Source organism: Shewanella goraebulensis (assembly GCF_030252245.1).
Taxonomy (GTDB): domain Bacteria; phylum Pseudomonadota; class Gammaproteobacteria; order Enterobacterales; family Shewanellaceae; genus Shewanella; species Shewanella goraebulensis.
In genome coordinates this window covers 2,619,225-2,634,840 of sequence record NZ_CP126972.1, presented here as the reverse complement: position 1 = coordinate 2,634,840, position 15,616 = coordinate 2,619,225, and the positions used below count along the sequence as shown (strand labels likewise).

12 protein-coding genes are annotated in these 15,616 nt (G+C 39.5%); 2 read left to right on the top strand and 10 right to left on the bottom strand.

The window, feature by feature from the left end:
* The first annotated feature begins 7 nt into the window (after positions 1-7).
* Complete coding sequence (ruvB, locus tag QPX86_RS11090) at positions 8-1,015, top strand: Holliday junction branch migration DNA helicase RuvB (protein WP_220754297.1); 1,008 nt, start codon at positions 8-10, stop codon at positions 1,013-1,015.
* A gap of 734 nt (positions 1,016-1,749) precedes the next feature.
* On the top strand, positions 1,750-4,263 hold the full coding sequence (locus QPX86_RS11085; protein WP_220754296.1) for a TonB-dependent receptor: 2,514 nt from the start codon (positions 1,750-1,752) through the stop codon (positions 4,261-4,263).
* A gap of 68 nt (positions 4,264-4,331) precedes the next feature.
* Here QPX86_RS11085 and gloA read toward each other — a convergent pair whose 3' ends face one another.
* The 10 genes from gloA to QPX86_RS11035 all read right to left on the bottom strand — a co-directional run bounded on the left by gloA (position 4,332) and on the right by QPX86_RS11035 (position 15,445).
* On the bottom strand, positions 4,332-4,742 hold the full coding sequence (gene gloA / locus QPX86_RS11080) for a lactoylglutathione lyase (RefSeq protein ID WP_220754295.1): 411 nt from the start codon (positions 4,740-4,742) through the stop codon (positions 4,332-4,334).
* 360 nt (positions 4,743-5,102) lie between these two features.
* Positions 5,103-6,335, bottom strand: a complete 1,233-nt coding sequence (locus tag QPX86_RS11075; RefSeq protein ID WP_285162680.1) for a Vgb family protein — start codon at positions 6,333-6,335, stop codon at positions 5,103-5,105.
* A gap of 262 nt (positions 6,336-6,597) precedes the next feature.
* Entirely contained in the window at positions 6,598-7,230 is a 633-nt protein-coding gene (gene nth, locus QPX86_RS11070; RefSeq protein WP_285162679.1) for an endonuclease III, read from the bottom strand.
* A 35-nt stretch (positions 7,231-7,265) separates the two neighbouring features.
* Positions 7,266-7,961: an electron transport complex subunit E gene (locus QPX86_RS11065; protein ID WP_220754292.1), complete on the bottom strand. Its 696-nt coding sequence runs from the start codon at positions 7,959-7,961 to the stop codon at positions 7,266-7,268.
* A complete protein-coding gene (gene rsxG, locus QPX86_RS11060) occupies positions 7,954-8,589 on the bottom strand; it encodes an electron transport complex subunit RsxG (RefSeq protein WP_285162678.1) in 636 nt (211 codons plus the stop codon). Before rsxG ends, QPX86_RS11065 begins: the two co-directional genes overlap by 8 nt.
* Positions 8,590-8,622: 33 nt before the next feature.
* Complete coding sequence (gene rsxD / locus QPX86_RS11055) at positions 8,623-9,672, bottom strand: electron transport complex subunit RsxD (protein WP_285162677.1); 1,050 nt, start codon at positions 9,670-9,672, stop codon at positions 8,623-8,625.
* A 2-nt stretch (positions 9,673-9,674) separates the two neighbouring features.
* Positions 9,675-12,227, bottom strand: a complete 2,553-nt coding sequence (gene rsxC, locus QPX86_RS11050; protein WP_285162676.1) for an electron transport complex subunit RsxC — start codon at positions 12,225-12,227, stop codon at positions 9,675-9,677.
* A complete protein-coding gene (rsxB, locus tag QPX86_RS11045) occupies positions 12,221-12,838 on the bottom strand; it encodes an electron transport complex subunit RsxB (RefSeq protein ID WP_285162675.1) in 618 nt (205 codons plus the stop codon). The genes rsxC and rsxB overlap by 7 nt, the downstream gene beginning before the upstream one ends.
* A gap of 2 nt (positions 12,839-12,840) precedes the next feature.
* The gene (gene rsxA, locus QPX86_RS11040; RefSeq protein ID WP_285162674.1) at positions 12,841-13,419 is read right to left on the bottom strand and encodes an electron transport complex subunit RsxA; all 579 of its coding nucleotides are present in this window, start codon (positions 13,417-13,419) and stop codon (positions 12,841-12,843) included.
* 124 nt (positions 13,420-13,543) lie between these two features.
* A complete protein-coding gene (locus QPX86_RS11035) occupies positions 13,544-15,445 on the bottom strand; it encodes an EAL domain-containing protein (protein WP_285162673.1) in 1,902 nt (633 codons plus the stop codon).
* Between the last annotated feature and the right edge of the window lie 171 nt (positions 15,446-15,616).

Here is a 15,616-nt window from a genome sequence, read left to right as displayed (position 1 = left end):
GGCCACAATGATAGAAGCGGATCGTTTAATCCAACCACAAGAATTTGAACAAGAAGTTCATATTGATAGAGCCATGCGCCCTAAAATGTTGGAGGATTATACTGGGCAGGATGATACTCGTGCTCAGTTGAAGGTGTTTATTGAGGCAGCGCTAAAGCGTGAAGAAGCACTCGATCATATGCTAATTTTTGGCCCTCCAGGACTCGGTAAAACAACATTAGCCATGATTGTGGCTAATGAAATGGGCGTAAACATTAAATCCACATCTGGGCCCGTACTTGAAAAAGCAGGGGATTTAGCAGCGTTATTAACGAACCTTGAACACGGTGATGTACTTTTTATTGATGAAATTCATCGACTGAGTCCTGTGGTTGAAGAGATTCTTTATCCTGCTATGGAAGATTACCAGTTAGATATCATGATTGGTGAAGGGCCTGCAGCGCGTTCTATTAAGCTCGACTTGCCGCCATTCTCTTTGATTGGTGCTACCACTCGCGCTGGTGCGTTAACATCACCACTACGAGCAAGATTTGGTATACCTCTGCGCTTAGAGTTTTATAACGTCAAAGACCTTTGCACTATTGTCAAACGCTCAGCTAAAGTGATGGAATTACCTATTGATGAAGCAGGAGCGTTTGAAATTGCAAAACGTTCGCGAGGCACTCCAAGAATAGCCAACCGTCTTCTTAGACGTGTTCGAGATTACGCTGAAGTGAAGCATGATGGCTTTGTGACCGAAGACGTCGCACAAAAGGCATTGGATTTATTAGATGTCGACCTAGAAGGTTTTGATTACTTAGATAGAAAACTGTTACTGGCGATTATTGATAAATTTATGGGCGGGCCAGTTGGGTTAGATAACTTAGCTGCTGCCATTGGTGAGGATAGAGAAACTATTGAAGATGTTTTAGAGCCTTTTCTAATTCAACAAGGGTTTATACAGCGCACTCCAAGAGGGCGTATTGCAACAGATAGGGCCTATCAACACTTTGATATTATGAAACCCGCAGAATAAATTGTTAATGATATGAATAAGGAAAGCATAGTCTTTCCTTTTTTATTGCCTAAATAAAATGAATAACTATTCAAAGTAAGGTTAACCAGAATATTAACATTTCAGTCTAATTAATCTTTATTAAGAAAGTTCCTAAAAAAGGTCAGATGTTAGTATTTTGTAATCGAGAGCTTACTTGTTCAAGCTATGTGAAAATTTATTGGTTAATGTGCTTTATAAAGCCAGGCAAATAAAACAACTACCGTAAAATAATCACCGTTCATTGTTGCTATTTTAATTGACCAATTAAACATCAATAAAGCCCAAATCACTCTGTCTCAGTGCAGGCCTAGGTTTCAGTGTTTCAAATGGTGAAAAGCTTAAAACCTGAATCAAAACTGAAGAAATTTGAATTAACATCATCAAGGTTCAATATATTTGTGTGATCTGTATCACACTTTTAGCTTTGGGTAAGTTTTAAAAATGTTATTTGTGACCTAGATAATAATTCTGCTTTAAAGGTGTTTCTCTAGTTTATTCAACTGAAATACTAAAGTAATAATGTTTTGAGATACACGTCACTTAATTTGCTTTACAAACCTACCGCATAGTTATTAACAAAAAACGACTCAAAAGTTACAAGTTAGTGGTTTGACGAAATATCTCTGGTTATTCAGTATCTAGTCCAACGCAAATTTAAATACTTATTTAATTGCGTAAACAGAATAAGAAAAGATATCACCAGGGAGCAACAAATGATTAAAAGATCTAAAATATCAAACAGCATAAATGTGGCGTTATTAGCCTCAGTTTCTGCTGCTTCAGCTGTTTCAGTAAGTGCTTATGCTGAAGAAGAATCTGCAAATGTAGAAAGAATTGCAGTTACAGGCTCCCGTATTCAACGTCAAGACATGGAAACTGCTTCGCCAGTGACTGTTATTGATGCTGCTGCGATTCGTTCAGAAGGTTTTACAACGGTAGATGAATTACTACAAGCTCAAACATCTATGGCTGGTGCTGCAGTTGGTTCAAGTACCAACAACGGTTCTGACGGTGTGGCTCAGGTTGACCTTCGTGGTATGGGTTCACAACGTACATTAGTATTGCTTAACGGCCGTCGTATGGTTAACTCCGGCTCTGGTGCTGATAGTGCTGTGGATTTAAACGCTATCCCAGTTGCAATGATTGCACGAGTAGAAATTCTAAAAGATGGCGCTTCAGCAGTATATGGTTCGGATGCGATTGCTGGTGTTGTGAACATTATCACTAAGAAAGACTTTGAAGGTTTCCAAGTAGACGTTCAAGGCGGCATGACTGATAAGAGCGACGGTGAAAACGGCGAAATCAGTGCTCTATATGGTTTTAACACTGAACGTGGTAACTACACCATTGGTGCAGCTTACTCTGAACGTAAAGGTGTTGTGCAATCAGACCGTGACTGGACAACTCCAGGTGATAGCTCATTCATCCCAGATGGTTCTTTAGGCGGAATGGTTAAAGATGAAAATGGTAACTGGGTAGAGCGCGGTGAAGGATATGACTACACTCAAGATAGTTTTTATCAAACGCCAAGTAAGCGTTACAGTTTATTCGCTAATATGACCCAAGAGCTGGGCAATGACTTAATCCTTACAGGTGATATTCTTTATACCAAACGTAAGTCTAATCAGCAATTAGCACCACAACCTGCCAACTTAACTCTTGATGTATGTGAAGCAGGTGATGATCCAGCAACATGTTTCGAACTTGATCAAAATATGATTGATGCAGGTATCACTGCAGATGATAAAGGCCAAGTTAATTACAGAAAACGTATGAATGACGTCGGCCCACGTGTTTATACTCAAGATACTGACACTCTACGTGTATCTGCTGGTTTAGCTGGTTATGTTGATGTTAATACTGGTATGGATTGGGATATTTCATACACTTACGGTAAAAACAAAGCTAAAACAGCCGTTGAAAACTCGATTAATGCATCAATCATGACAGATGCAATTTATGCAGATCAAGATCCTTGGTTAACTGGTCAGCCTATGACTGACCAAGCGTTACTAGATAGCGTTGCTTACACTGAAGAGGCTGATGGCGGCAACGAACAACATGTTTTCTCAGCAGGTCTAACTGGTGAATTGTTTGACTTAGATGCTGGTGCAGTTGCTTTTGCAATCGGTGCTGAATACCGTTACGAAAGTGGTTACTACAATCCAGACCCAATTGTTGTTGCCGGCGATAGTACAGCCGCACAGCAGGATCCAACGGATGGTGATTACAGCGTTATCTCTATTTTCCAAGAAGTGAGTGTACCGTTTACTGAAAAACTAACCGGTGAATTCGCATTACGTTTTGATGATTACTCTACATTCGGTAATGCATCAACTTGGAAAATTGGTTTAACGTACGAAGCAACAGATGACTTAATGATTCGAACTGTAGCTGCGACTGGTTTCCGTGCACCAAGTGTTAGTGAGCTATACGGTGGTAATTCAGGTTCATTCGATTACTTAAATGATCCTTGGGGTAATGAGCAAGATCCACAAATCTTGGTTAACTACACATCTGACGAAGATCTACAACCAGAAGAGTCAGAGTCTTACACGGCTGGTTTAGTTTACTCACCTAGCTACGTAGATGGAATGTCGTTAACTCTTGATTACTGGCGCTTTAAAGTTAAAAACGCAATTACACGTCTAGATACTCAAGCAGGTCTTGATGCATGTTATGGTGGCGACCAAGCAACTTGTGAATTATTTAATATCGGACCGAATGGCGATTTATCTAACCTAACAAACTCGTTAACTAACGTAGGTTACCAAGATACAAGCGGTATTGATTTCAACTTAGCTTATACTTTCGATGCGCTTAACTTAGATTGGACTATCAGCAACGATACGACTTACTTGTTGAACTTTGAACAAGATGGCATTGACTACACTAATACTATCGACGGTAACTTCGGCGCGTACGCCCAAGTTCGTAACAACTTTAGTATTAAAGCAGGTCAAGACGATTGGAGTGTAATGTACTTCAACCGTTATATCGGTGAAATGGATGACTTAAGTGCTGGCAATAAAGTAGATTCAATTCTTTATCACAACGTTTCAGCTAGTTACTTTATCAATGATAGCTGGATGCTAAGTGCTGGTGTTAAGAACTTAACTGATGAAGAGCCATCAAGAGTTTCTAACGGTAGTGACGGTGGTACAGTACCAGAAGTTTACGACACAATCGGTCGTACTTACTTTGCTGGTGTAACAATGAAGTTCTAATCGAGCTTTAGAGCAAAAAAGCCAGCGTATGCTGGCTTTTTTATTGTGTTTTATTCATTAAAAGCTAATTAACCTAAGCCTTCGCTCATGGCTTTCTTTTGGATTAGTTCGATTTTATAGCCGTCAGGATCTTCAACAAAAGCGATTTCAGTACTACCGCCAGCAACAGGGCCAGGTGCGCGTGTAACTTTACCGCCAGCAGCGGCAATGGCATCACAACGCTGATAAATATCTTCTTCACCAATAGCAAGGTGACCAAAGCCATTACCTAAATCATAGCTATCAGTGCCCCAATTATAAGTTAATTCGATCACAGCTTGACCTGTAGACTCTTCGCCAAAGCCAACAAAGGCTAGGGTATATTTATATTCTGCATTCTCAGATTTTCTGAGTAATTTCATTCCCATCACTTGAGTATAAAACTCAATGCTGCGGTCAAGGTTTCCAACACGGATCATTGTATGAAGTAATTGCGACATAAGGTGCTCTTTAATTATTACTAGGGTAATTTTTGTTAGCATAGCAAATTTCTATTACAGTTAAAAAATTGATTTTAACTAGAAAAATTTTGGTTTCAGTTCACATAATTGTGGCTTAACACTGGGAAAATTATCGATACTCGCTAAAATTAAATTATATTCATTTGGAGACTATAACAATGACAACAGAATTAAAAATGGCTCTTGGTACCTCAGTCGTGATCGCAATTTGTTTCAGTGCTTTTTTTGTATCTTTGTTTTAATAACGTTGACCAAATAGCCATAAAAAAACCGCTTAAGGCGGTTTTTTTGTGTCTTAATTTTAGTCATTAAAAGCTGCCAGATCTATAATCAAAACTGTTATTTTGACCAAGTTACTTCAGCTAATTGATTGGTAGTCGTTTGATGAATAATTAAGCCGTTATTACCCATTCTCATATGTCTAATTAGCCCTGAATAAACGCCTTCTTTACTTGGAATTTGCCAGCTCTGCATCTTCTGTGTTTTTAAATCAAATCTCACTAAGGTTTCTGGTCTTTTAGCTGACTCATTAAACCAAATTGCGCCGTCAGCATATTCGATAGCATAAGGATGGCTTTCCTTTCCACTTGGAGTATTCCACTCCGAAACTTCGCCTGTTTTTGTATTGTACTTACCTAATTTACCCATGCCAGAATTTACATAATACACCATGTCATCAGATGTAATGGCGAGACGGCGAGTATGAGTTTCCTTTCCTGGTAGCGTAATTTCATCTAATGCCATTGTTTGTTTATTAACTTTAATGAGACAGTTAGAGCCATTGCATGACACCCAAGGTGTGCCATTTGAGTCCAGTTTAATCCCATAGGGGCGAGAGTTTGGCGTGGGTAAAGAGACTAATTGAATATCACCAGTGCTTGGGTCTAACTTACCTATCATATTACTGTGTTGTAATGTAAACCAAAATAAACCTTTGTTATCGAACACACCAGTGTGAGGATCTCGCGCATTTTTATCTGGCATCTTGAACACTTTGAATGTTTCAGTGTTCAGATCTAAATAACCAACTGTTCCGTTCTTATTACCCAAAAACCATGGTCTGAGATCTTTATCTAACGAGACACTGTGAGGGTAGGTACCATCTGGTAGCGTATACTCTTTCAAATCGCCGCTTATTGGATCAAGTCGACCTAGAATATTACCCCATTGTCCTACCCACCATATAATCCCATCTTTGCCTTGAACAGGATCTCGCGCTCTTTGACCCAATGTAGGAACCTGCCAGTATTTAAACTGCAGCTTTATATCGCCTTCAATGACCTTTGATGCACGTTTATCGTTGATAGGGTATTTTTCAGCGAGATATTCACTAATTTGATTTAATTTTTTGTTTGAAGCATCAACATCGACCATGTAACTAACAAGAGAATTCCAATCTTGTTTACTGTAACCAGAACTTCGCTCAAGATTACTCACCCTGTGGCAAGTCGAACAAAGTTGATTAACCGTATTCTCAATCTCATTACTGATCACTGACTTAGGGGATAATGCTAAAATTAATAATGACCCAATAGTTGGTAGGTTGCTTTTTGATAGTTTGAGAAGTGTCATTAGTTAACCTCAGTGTTCGGTTAATGCCATTTAAAGTTGGTATTTAGTTTGAAATAATTACAGTTTTAGTTAATTGCTGCCTAAATAAACAATAACTAATTTACACACGAAGTTTTGTAATTGGTCAAGTTTTATTGAAGATAGACGAAAGATTTTTATTTAGGAGGGTTTAGCTAACGAGGGGTAAACGCCTCTGAAGACTACTGGGAGTAGCTGCTGATTCAAAGGCGCTTTTATGGTACAAATTATGTTCGATATAAAACTAGTCTATTTTATCCTTAAACTCGCACAAGTCTTCAATGATGCAGCTGCCACAACGCGGTTTTCGAGCAATACAGGTATAGCGACCATGTAAGATAAACCAATGGTGTACATCTACTTTAAATTCAGCAGGTGTCACTTTAAGCATTTTTTCTTCAACTTGATCGACATTTTTACCTATTGCAAACTTAGTCCGGTTTGCCATTCTGAAAATATGGGTATCGACTGCAATAGTTGGCCAGCCAAACGCGGTATTTAATACCACATTTGCGGTTTTGCGACCAACTCCGGGTAATGCTTCTAATGCTTCTCTATTTTCTGGGACTTCGCCATCATGAAGGTTAATCAGCATTTCACAGGCTTTAATAACGTTAATGGCTTTGTTGTTATATAAACCTATGGTTTTAATGTAGGTTTTAAGTCCTTCAACACCTAAATCAAATATCTGTTGAGGTGTATTGGCTACAGGAAACAACTTGTCGGTCGCTTTGTTAACACTGACATCGGTTGCTTGTGCTGATAGTGTCACTGCAACGAGTAGCTCGAACGGCGATGCAAAGTTAAGTTCTGTTTCCGGCTTAGGGTTATTATCCCTAAGCCTTGTCAGCATTTCATAGCGTTTTTGTTTATTCATTTTATTTATTCGTTATTTTTTAAATTAATTAAACATTAGCTAACTTTGGTGATCCTAGCGCGGGCAATAGTTTCTACCGCTTGCTGAGGTTTACGTTGTTCAATTTTTGTATCGATTACATTCTTAAGCGCAATAAGTAACCCCATCGCTATAAATGCGCCTGGGGGTAACATGGCGAGTAAGAAGGGGGTGTCGACATTGAATACTTGAATCGTTAGCGAACTTGCCCAATCACCGAGTAACAACTCGGCGCCATCAAATAATGTGCCTTGACCCAGTAATTCACGCATACCGCCTAAAACAACTAGAACAGCAGTAAAACCGATACCCATCATTAAGCCGTCATAGGCAGCGCTGGTGACATTATTGCGAGATGCAAATGCTTCAGCTCGGCCAATAATGACGCAGTTAGTCACGATAAGTGGCAAAAAGATACCTAATGATAAATATAGTCCGTAAGCATAGGCGTTAATGAGTAATTGTACGCACGTCACTAGGGCTGCAATGATCATGACAAAAACGGGAATTCGAATTTCTTTTGGTACAAATTCACGTACTAAAGAAACCAATACATTGGAACCAACTAAGACAATTAAGGTCGCCAAACCTAAACCTAAGGCATTAGTTACTGTTGCGGTTACGGCAAGAAGTGGGCACAAACCAAGGAGTTGTACTAAGCCAGGGTTATTTTTCCAAAGTCCTTGCCATGCAATTTCGCGATAATTAGTCATGTTCACGTCCACAATGGTTAACGGTGTTATAAAGCGTTTCACGGTTTTGGCTGACAAAAGTAAGCGCTTTATTAATCGCTTTAACATAGGCGCGTGGGGTGATGGTTGCACCTGTAAACTGATCGATATCTCCACCGTCTTTTTTTACGGCGAAAGGTTTAGCGTCTACATCAATTAGTAATCCGCTAAAACCTAATACCCAATCTGATTTGCGTAATTCAATTTTATCACCCAAGCCCGGTGTTTCTTGATGGGTTAACGTTCTCACACCCAATAACTCATTATCATTATTGACACCCAAAATAATTTTTATATCGCCGTTGTATCCATCTGGTGCAATCGCTTCAATCGCAATAGCAACAGGTTGTTGCTGCATTTTTGCAATATATACAGGTAGGGCTTCATCTGTACCCAAAAACTCTTTATTGGTGACAAGAATGCAGTCTTCGGTTAATTCATTATCATGCAAATCAGTGGGAATGATTTGTTCTAATACTCCTGCGAGTTGCTTTCGTTGTTGCTCGATAATGCGTTCTTGCGTAAAAAAGTTCACTGAAGCGACCAAGCCAGTGCAACACAGTGCAAACAGGGCGAGAATGAGGCCGTTTCTAGTAATAATATTGAACATGTTTAATCCTGTTTGAAACCAATACTTTTGGGCTTAATTACCCGCACGATGACCGTATGAACGTGGGCGGATATAATAATCAATAAATGGCGCGCACATATTGGCCAGTAACACTGCAAAAGCGACAGCATCAGGGTAACCACCGTAAGTTCTAATCACAAAAATGAGCACACCGATAATCGCACCGAATAATAACCTTCCACGGGTACTGGTCGCCGCTGTGACAGGATCGGTTGCGATAAAGAATGCGCACAACATGGTGCCACCAGAAAATAAGTGCAACATAGGACTGGCATGAGTATCTGGGTTGAGTAAGAAACCGATACCGGCGCAGACAAATATGGCCAGTAATATACCGGTACTGATATGCCAGCGGATCACCTTGAGTTTAAGCATAATTAAGCCGCCAGCAAGGTAGGCTAAATTCACCCAAAACCACCCAACACCGGTCATGCCATCAAATACATTTCGCTGTAAGCTCTCGCTACTGGTCATTCCCATGGATAAATCTGTTTTAAAAGTATCAAGCGGAGTCGCCATGGTGTGACCATCAATAGCGATTCTGAAATGATCTAAACCAGCAGAACTAAATTCAAAAATATGGGCAAAAGCTGCCACTATGCCAACATGATTAGCGGCTAGCTCAATAGGAGCAACCCAGTTAGTCATTTGCAGTGGGAATGATACTAGCAATAAAACATAAGCCGCCATGGCGGGATTAAATATATTGTTGCCCAAACCGCCATATAAGTGTTTTACGATCACGATAGCAAAGCTGCAACCAATGACTGTCATCCACCAAGGGGTAAGTGGGGGAATGGCAACTGCAATTAATAATCCAGTGACGAGGGCGCTGTTATCAGATAAGGCATTTTTAATCGATTTATTGCGAAGCTTCATAATTGCAGCTTCAGCGACTAAACACGTAACTACTGCGATGAGTATTTGAACTAAAGTACCCATACCAAAAAAGTAGACTTGCGCTAAAATACCAGGAATAAGGCATAAAGCGACACGTTGCATAACTTTATTAGTTTGTAAGCTAGTGCTGACATGTGGAGATGATGCAATTTTAAATGCCATGATTATTCCTTTTCACTCAACTTTTGTTGATTTGCCAATTTTTTCGCTTTTGCTTTGGCAACAGCTGCAGCAATTCTTGCTTTCTTGTCATCAACTGATTGAGTGATGTCAGGTGTTTCTATTGTTTTTGTCGCTTGGCTTTCTTTAACTAGATTATTTTCTACTAGATTGTCTTGTGCTATTTCAGCAACTGTTTCGTTTTCAGCATTTAGCTGAGCTAATTTTTTCGCTTTAGCTCGAGCGACAGCGGCAGCGATTTTAGCTTTTTTTTCATCAACAGGAACAATGACTGTTGCATTTTCGCTTTCTAAATCAGTCTCAGCATTCTGTTGTGCTAATTTCTTAGCTTTAGCACGGGCTACAGCAGTGGCTATTTTTACCTTTTTCTCGTCAACGGGTTCAGTGATAGCAGATACTTCACTCGTACCTGCATCTACAACAGTATTATTCATACCTTCATTGACATTCGAATCAGCAATTTTTTGTGCTAACTTCTTAGCTTTCGCGCGCGCAACAGCAGCGGCAATTTTCGCCTTTTTATCATCAACGGGTTCAGTGCTAGGAGCATCAGTGCTTGTATTAGCATCAGCAACAGTGTTACTAACATTTTCATTGATATTTGAATCAGTATTTTTCTGAGCTAATTTCTTAGCTTTAGCCCGTGCTACAGCAGCGGCAATTTTCGCCTTTTTATCATCAACGGGTTCAGTGCTAGGAGCATCGGAGCTTGTATCAATATCAGCCTCAGCAGAGTTACCAACATTTTCATTGATATTTGAATCAGTATTTTTCTGAGCTAATTTCTTAGCTTTTGCCCGTGCAACAGCAGCGGCTATTTGAGCTTTTTTATCATTTGCAGCTGGTTGAACTTGATTGTCAGACGTCGACTTGTCTTCAACAGAATCAGCAGTTTCGCTTGATTTATTGGCAAGCTTTTTAGCTTTTGCACGCTCAATGGCAGCTTTAACAGCTGCTGATTTTCCGTTTGCAGGTTCTTGTTGTTTAGCTTGCTCGGCTGCTTGTTTTTTGGCTGCAATACGTGCCATGGCTTCAGCAACGGTATTTTTATTGCTACTAGCATTGGCTGCGGCTTTACGTTTTTCTGCTGCTAATTTGGATTTTTCTTCGCGTGCACGTTTTTCATCATCTAAACGTTTTAAGCGTGCTTCGAAACGTACTTTGGCTTGTTCAGCTTGTTGTTTCTCTTCTGCTTCATTCTTTAACGCGGACTTCGCTATTCTGTAATACTCTACTAGTGGAATGTCACTTGGGCAGACAAAACTACAACAACCACATTCAATGCAGTCCTTTAAGTTAAAGCTAGCTGCTTTGTCGTATTCTTCAGCTTTTGCATGCCAAAATAATTGCTGAGGCAATAACAAGGCAGGGCAAGCAACCGCACATTCACCACATCGTATACATGCTTTCTCATCAACTTCAGGCGCTATTTCATGAGCACTAGGTGCAAGAATACAGTTAGTGCCTTTTAATACTGGTACATTATTATCTGGCAGGGCATAACCCATCATAGGGCCACCGATGATGACTTTCTGATTATCATCGGCAGAAAAGCCAACTTGAGACAGGGCGTGTTCAACGCTGGTGCCTATAGGTAACCAATAATTGCCTGGTTGTTTTATTTGTTCGCCCGTTAATGTTACTAAACGTTCTATAAGCGGTTTACCCTGCAGCACAGCATCTTGAATAGCATAAGCCGTGCCTACATTGTGCACGACAATGCCTTGCTGAGCTGGAATACTACCCGTTGGTACTTCACGTCCAGTAATGATTTGTATTAGCTGTTTTTCACCGCCAGAAGGGTATTTGGTCGGAATAACAGTAATTTTTACAATGTTTTGTAAGTCATCAAACTGATTTAAACATTGCTGCATTGATGCGCAAGCTTCTGGTTTATTGTCTTCAATGGCGACAATTATGCGTTGCGGTGTTAGCAATTGATTAATGACCTGAATGCCTTTAAAGATTTCTAATGCATTTTCACGCATTAATACATCATCAGATGTGATGTAAGGCTCACATTCAACGCCATTGATAATGACTAAATCAATTTCACTGGCAGGATTCAGTTTAATGTGGCTTGGAAAGGTGGCTCCGCCCATGCCAGCAATACCCGCTTGTTTTATTTTTTCTAATATTTGTTGATTAGATAACTCTTCTAAAGTTGATGTTTGATACTCAATTTGCGCATCTAATTCGTCATTATCAATAACGCAGGTCAGGGTAGGTAAACCAGATGCGTGGTTACTTGCTTGTAAACTGATTTCATTCACTACCCCTGAAACAGGTGAGTGAACTGGTAAATACATAAAGCCTTCGCCATCAGTTAACTTCTGGCCTTTAGCGACTTTATCTCCGACGTTAATACTCAGCCTTGCGCAGTCACCTACTTGTGGTAACGGAATACGATATTGCTTGGCAGGCGCAATATGGGCCGTCGATGTCTGATTTGATAATGATTTTAATTGCGGCGGATGGATCCCTCCAGGAGAGTGCCATAAAGTCCCTTTATCAATTTGTTCTAATAAAGTTAGCACTGAGAATCCTCTTTTACTTCAATATCTTTTTTACTCACGTTAATTGTGACTTTTTTATCTTCTACGACTGTCACAGGAATACTGGCCAATTTCCAATCCCAATTTTTAAGATTTTGCGCTACAGGGATCATATCGATACAGTCAACTGGACATGGCTCTACGCATAAGTCACAACCTGTACAGTCCTTGGTAATAACGGTGTGCATGAGTTTGCCGGCACCTAAAATGGCATCGACAGGGCATGCTTGAATACATTTAGTACAACCGATACATTCATCTTCACGAATGTAGGCGACTTTTTTAACGTTCTCCTGCGCGACTTCATTTAATGGCTCAGGGTCAACGCCCATCAGGCCTGCAAGCTTTTCCATTGTGGCTGTGCCACCAGGTGGACATTTATTAATATTATCGCCATTAGCAATAGCTTCAGCGTATGGTCTGCAACCAGGATAACCACATTGACCGCATTGAGTTTGAGGTAATAATGCTTCGACTTGATCAATAATTGGGTTGCCTTCAACTTTAAATTTAATTGAAGCATAGCCAAGAATTAAGCCAAAAATGAGTGCTAGGATTGTCAGCACTATGACAGCAATTGCAATACTCGACATGACTATTTAACCAGCCCCGCAAAGCCCATGAAGGCTAAAGACATTAAACCGGCAGTTATCATCGCAATGGCGCCACCTTTAAAAGGTACTGGTACATCAGCTGCGGCGAGTCTTTCACGCATAGCGGAGAACAATACTAATACTAAAGAAAAACCTACAGCAGCGCCGAAGCCATATACCGCAGATTGAATAAAGTTGTGGTCTTCATTGACGTTTAATAACGCGACACCTAACACGGCACAGTTTGTGGTGATCAAAGGTAGATAGATGCCTAATGCTCTGTGCAAAGAAGCACTGGTTTTTTGCACTAGCATTTCAGTAAATTGTACGACTACTGCAATAACAAGAATAAAGCTCATTGTCCGCAAGTAAGTTAAATCGAAAGGCTGGAGTATAAACTCGTTAGTGAGGTAACTTAAAATAGACGCAAGGGTCAATACAAACGTGGTAGCCATCGACATTCCGATAGCGGAGGCAAGTTTGCTAGATACCCCCATAAAAGGGCATAAGCCAAGAAATTTTACTAAAACGAAATTGTTAACCAGTACTGTGCCGATTAACAGTAAGAGATAGTCTGTCATTACTACACTTTTCTATTTGAGATTAGCTATATTATCTAAGGTTTAGGCTTGAGAAACAACGGATAAAAAATAGGGTTATGTAAATAATAACCCTATTTTGGAAGATTGATCTTACATTGATTATTTATTTATCTGTTTTAGCGATAATTTCAGGTCTAGCAATATAATAACCTTGGAGTCCATCCACCAACATTTTCTCCAATGTGAGTTTTTCATCTTGTCTTTCAACACCGGTAGCGATGACTTTTATGCCAATACGACGTGAAATATCAACAATCATTCTGACAAAGAACTTGTTGTTATTGTCTTGGTCAATCCCTTCACTGTAGCTGCTGTCTAGTTTTATGACATCAGGTTTAACTTCGCGGAAAAATTTAAACGAGGAAAAACCTAAACCAAACTGCTGTATGGCAACTTTAGCCCCTACTTTATGCATTTCATGAACAAAACGGCGACTTGCGGTGACGTTTTTTTGCATTCCAGATTCATTTACTTCAAATATAAGTCTTGCAGAAGTAGTGCGGTGGCTAGACAAAATATCTCTAAGCCATGAAACAAAGACTTCTTGCAGAGCTGAAGATGCGCTTATGTTGACACCAAAATTGCCGGTTAAGCTTGGATTTGCATTGAGTAACTGCAATGTGTGAACAACAATCATTTTGTCTAAATCAACGTTTAATCCGTGACGTTCCGACATTGCTATTACACTAGCTGTGGGTAGGTTTGAGCCTTCTGTATTAAAGAAACGCGCATAGAGCTCACGATATACATCCACATGATTGTTGCACGGTAGAATAGGCTGCTGAAAAAATTTAAGCCCTTTGCGGTTAATTAATTCATTGATAGTGACTTTCCAGTGGTCGTCCCCTAATTGTTCATTACCCGAGAATTTTTCGAGAATATGATAACGATTTGGGCCAGAGGTTTGGGCGATGCTGACAGCGGTATCTGCCAACGTTAATAATGCATGGGTGTCACTATTACTTTCAAATGGCACCATGCCACTATGGGCAATACTGTCTGGTTCAATTGTTTGAGCGTATTCATCTAAATAGCCTTTTAAAAGTATTAAAAATTTTTCGGCTTCTTTGACCGTGATGTCTTGAATGAAAAGGGCAAAGTCACTGCTAGATACGCGGTAATATTCATTAATACCGAATTTTGCAGCCGCACGGCGAATGCATGCTGCTATTTGGCTTAAATATTCATCGCCAGCCTCACGACCTTGTAATTGATTAATACTAGATAATTCTGCTGCCTTGATAATCGCCAATACGCCAAATTGTTGTTTATCTGATTGGCTAATTTTCTTAATGTGTTCATTAAAGCGGCGGCGAGTGGAAAAGCCTGTTACAGGGTCTTGGTTGGCAGCTTTTGCGAGTAAGTTATTTTCTTTATGAAAATTATCGATGCTGGTTTTTAATTCCATACGACTTTTTTCTAAAGCTAAACCGATAGGTTTTAAAGATCCTCTAAGACGAGAGGTCTCAACAGCTTGAAAGCTTAAGTTGGGAACTTGCTCAATATAATCACAGGCATATTTAATTCCTCTGCGGTGAATAGCCATTAAAACAGCGAAACTTATCATTATGATCAAATAAGCAAAGATCGTCAGGGTTGCCGCTTTTTCCAAATTAACAAAACTAGTTGAAATAACAGACTGGGTGCTTAACCGAACTTGCAATCGACCATCAGGGAAAGACTTAGTATCACTTAATTCTATCTTAAAAATTTTATCTTCAAATTCGTCATCACTTTTCGCTAAACTGCCAAAAGTGTAATTGAGCTCACTGTCATTTGAGTGAATGTATTGAAAAAATTTAAAGGTGAATGTTTTCGATAATTCTTTATATAAGGCTTCGCCGTCTTCATTCCATTCGGTCATTTGATTAAGATGCTGGCTATAATTTTGAATAGCCAATGAACCTTGGAGTTGCATTTCCTTATTTTCTAGATCATAAATCCGATAAAGAAGAAGTCCAAAAATCACAAACAGAACTAATTGGAATGATTTTGATAAGCCCATGAAGAGTCCGTTTCCTGTAATAATCTGATGTCATTATATGTTTATATATAACGGCAAAAAACCAAAAATCTATAACAAATAAAGGAGTTAACACTGAGAATTGTAGTGTAAATTCTGGGAAAGTATAAGGGAATTTTTAAAAGATAGATATCAGAGGAAAGAATAAAATTG

Excerpts from the sequence above, each read along its gene's own strand:
- ruvB (WP_220754297.1), top strand. The coding sequence starts at position 8 with ATGATAGAAGCGGATCGTTTAATCCAACCACAAGAATTTGAACAAGAA.
- QPX86_RS11085 (WP_220754296.1), top strand. The coding sequence starts at position 1,750 with ATGATTAAAAGATCTAAAATATCAAACAGCATAAATGTGGCGTTATTA.
- gloA (WP_220754295.1), bottom strand. The coding sequence starts at position 4,742 with ATGTCGCAATTACTTCATACAATGATCCGTGTTGGAAACCTTGACCGC.
- QPX86_RS11075 (WP_285162680.1), bottom strand. The coding sequence starts at position 6,335 with ATGACACTTCTCAAACTATCAAAAAGCAACCTACCAACTATTGGGTCA.
- nth (WP_285162679.1), bottom strand. The coding sequence starts at position 7,230 with ATGAATAAACAAAAACGCTATGAAATGCTGACAAGGCTTAGGGATAAT.
- QPX86_RS11065 (WP_220754292.1), bottom strand. The coding sequence starts at position 7,961 with ATGACTAATTATCGCGAAATTGCATGGCAAGGACTTTGGAAAAATAAC.
- rsxG (WP_285162678.1), bottom strand. The coding sequence starts at position 8,589 with ATGTTCAATATTATTACTAGAAACGGCCTCATTCTCGCCCTGTTTGCA.
- rsxD (WP_285162677.1), bottom strand. The coding sequence starts at position 9,672 with ATGGCATTTAAAATTGCATCATCTCCACATGTCAGCACTAGCTTACAA.
- rsxB (WP_285162675.1), bottom strand. The coding sequence starts at position 12,838 with ATGTCGAGTATTGCAATTGCTGTCATAGTGCTGACAATCCTAGCACTC.
- rsxA (WP_285162674.1), bottom strand. The coding sequence starts at position 13,419 with ATGACAGACTATCTCTTACTGTTAATCGGCACAGTACTGGTTAACAAT.
- QPX86_RS11035 (WP_285162673.1), bottom strand. The coding sequence starts at position 15,445 with ATGGGCTTATCAAAATCATTCCAATTAGTTCTGTTTGTGATTTTTGGA.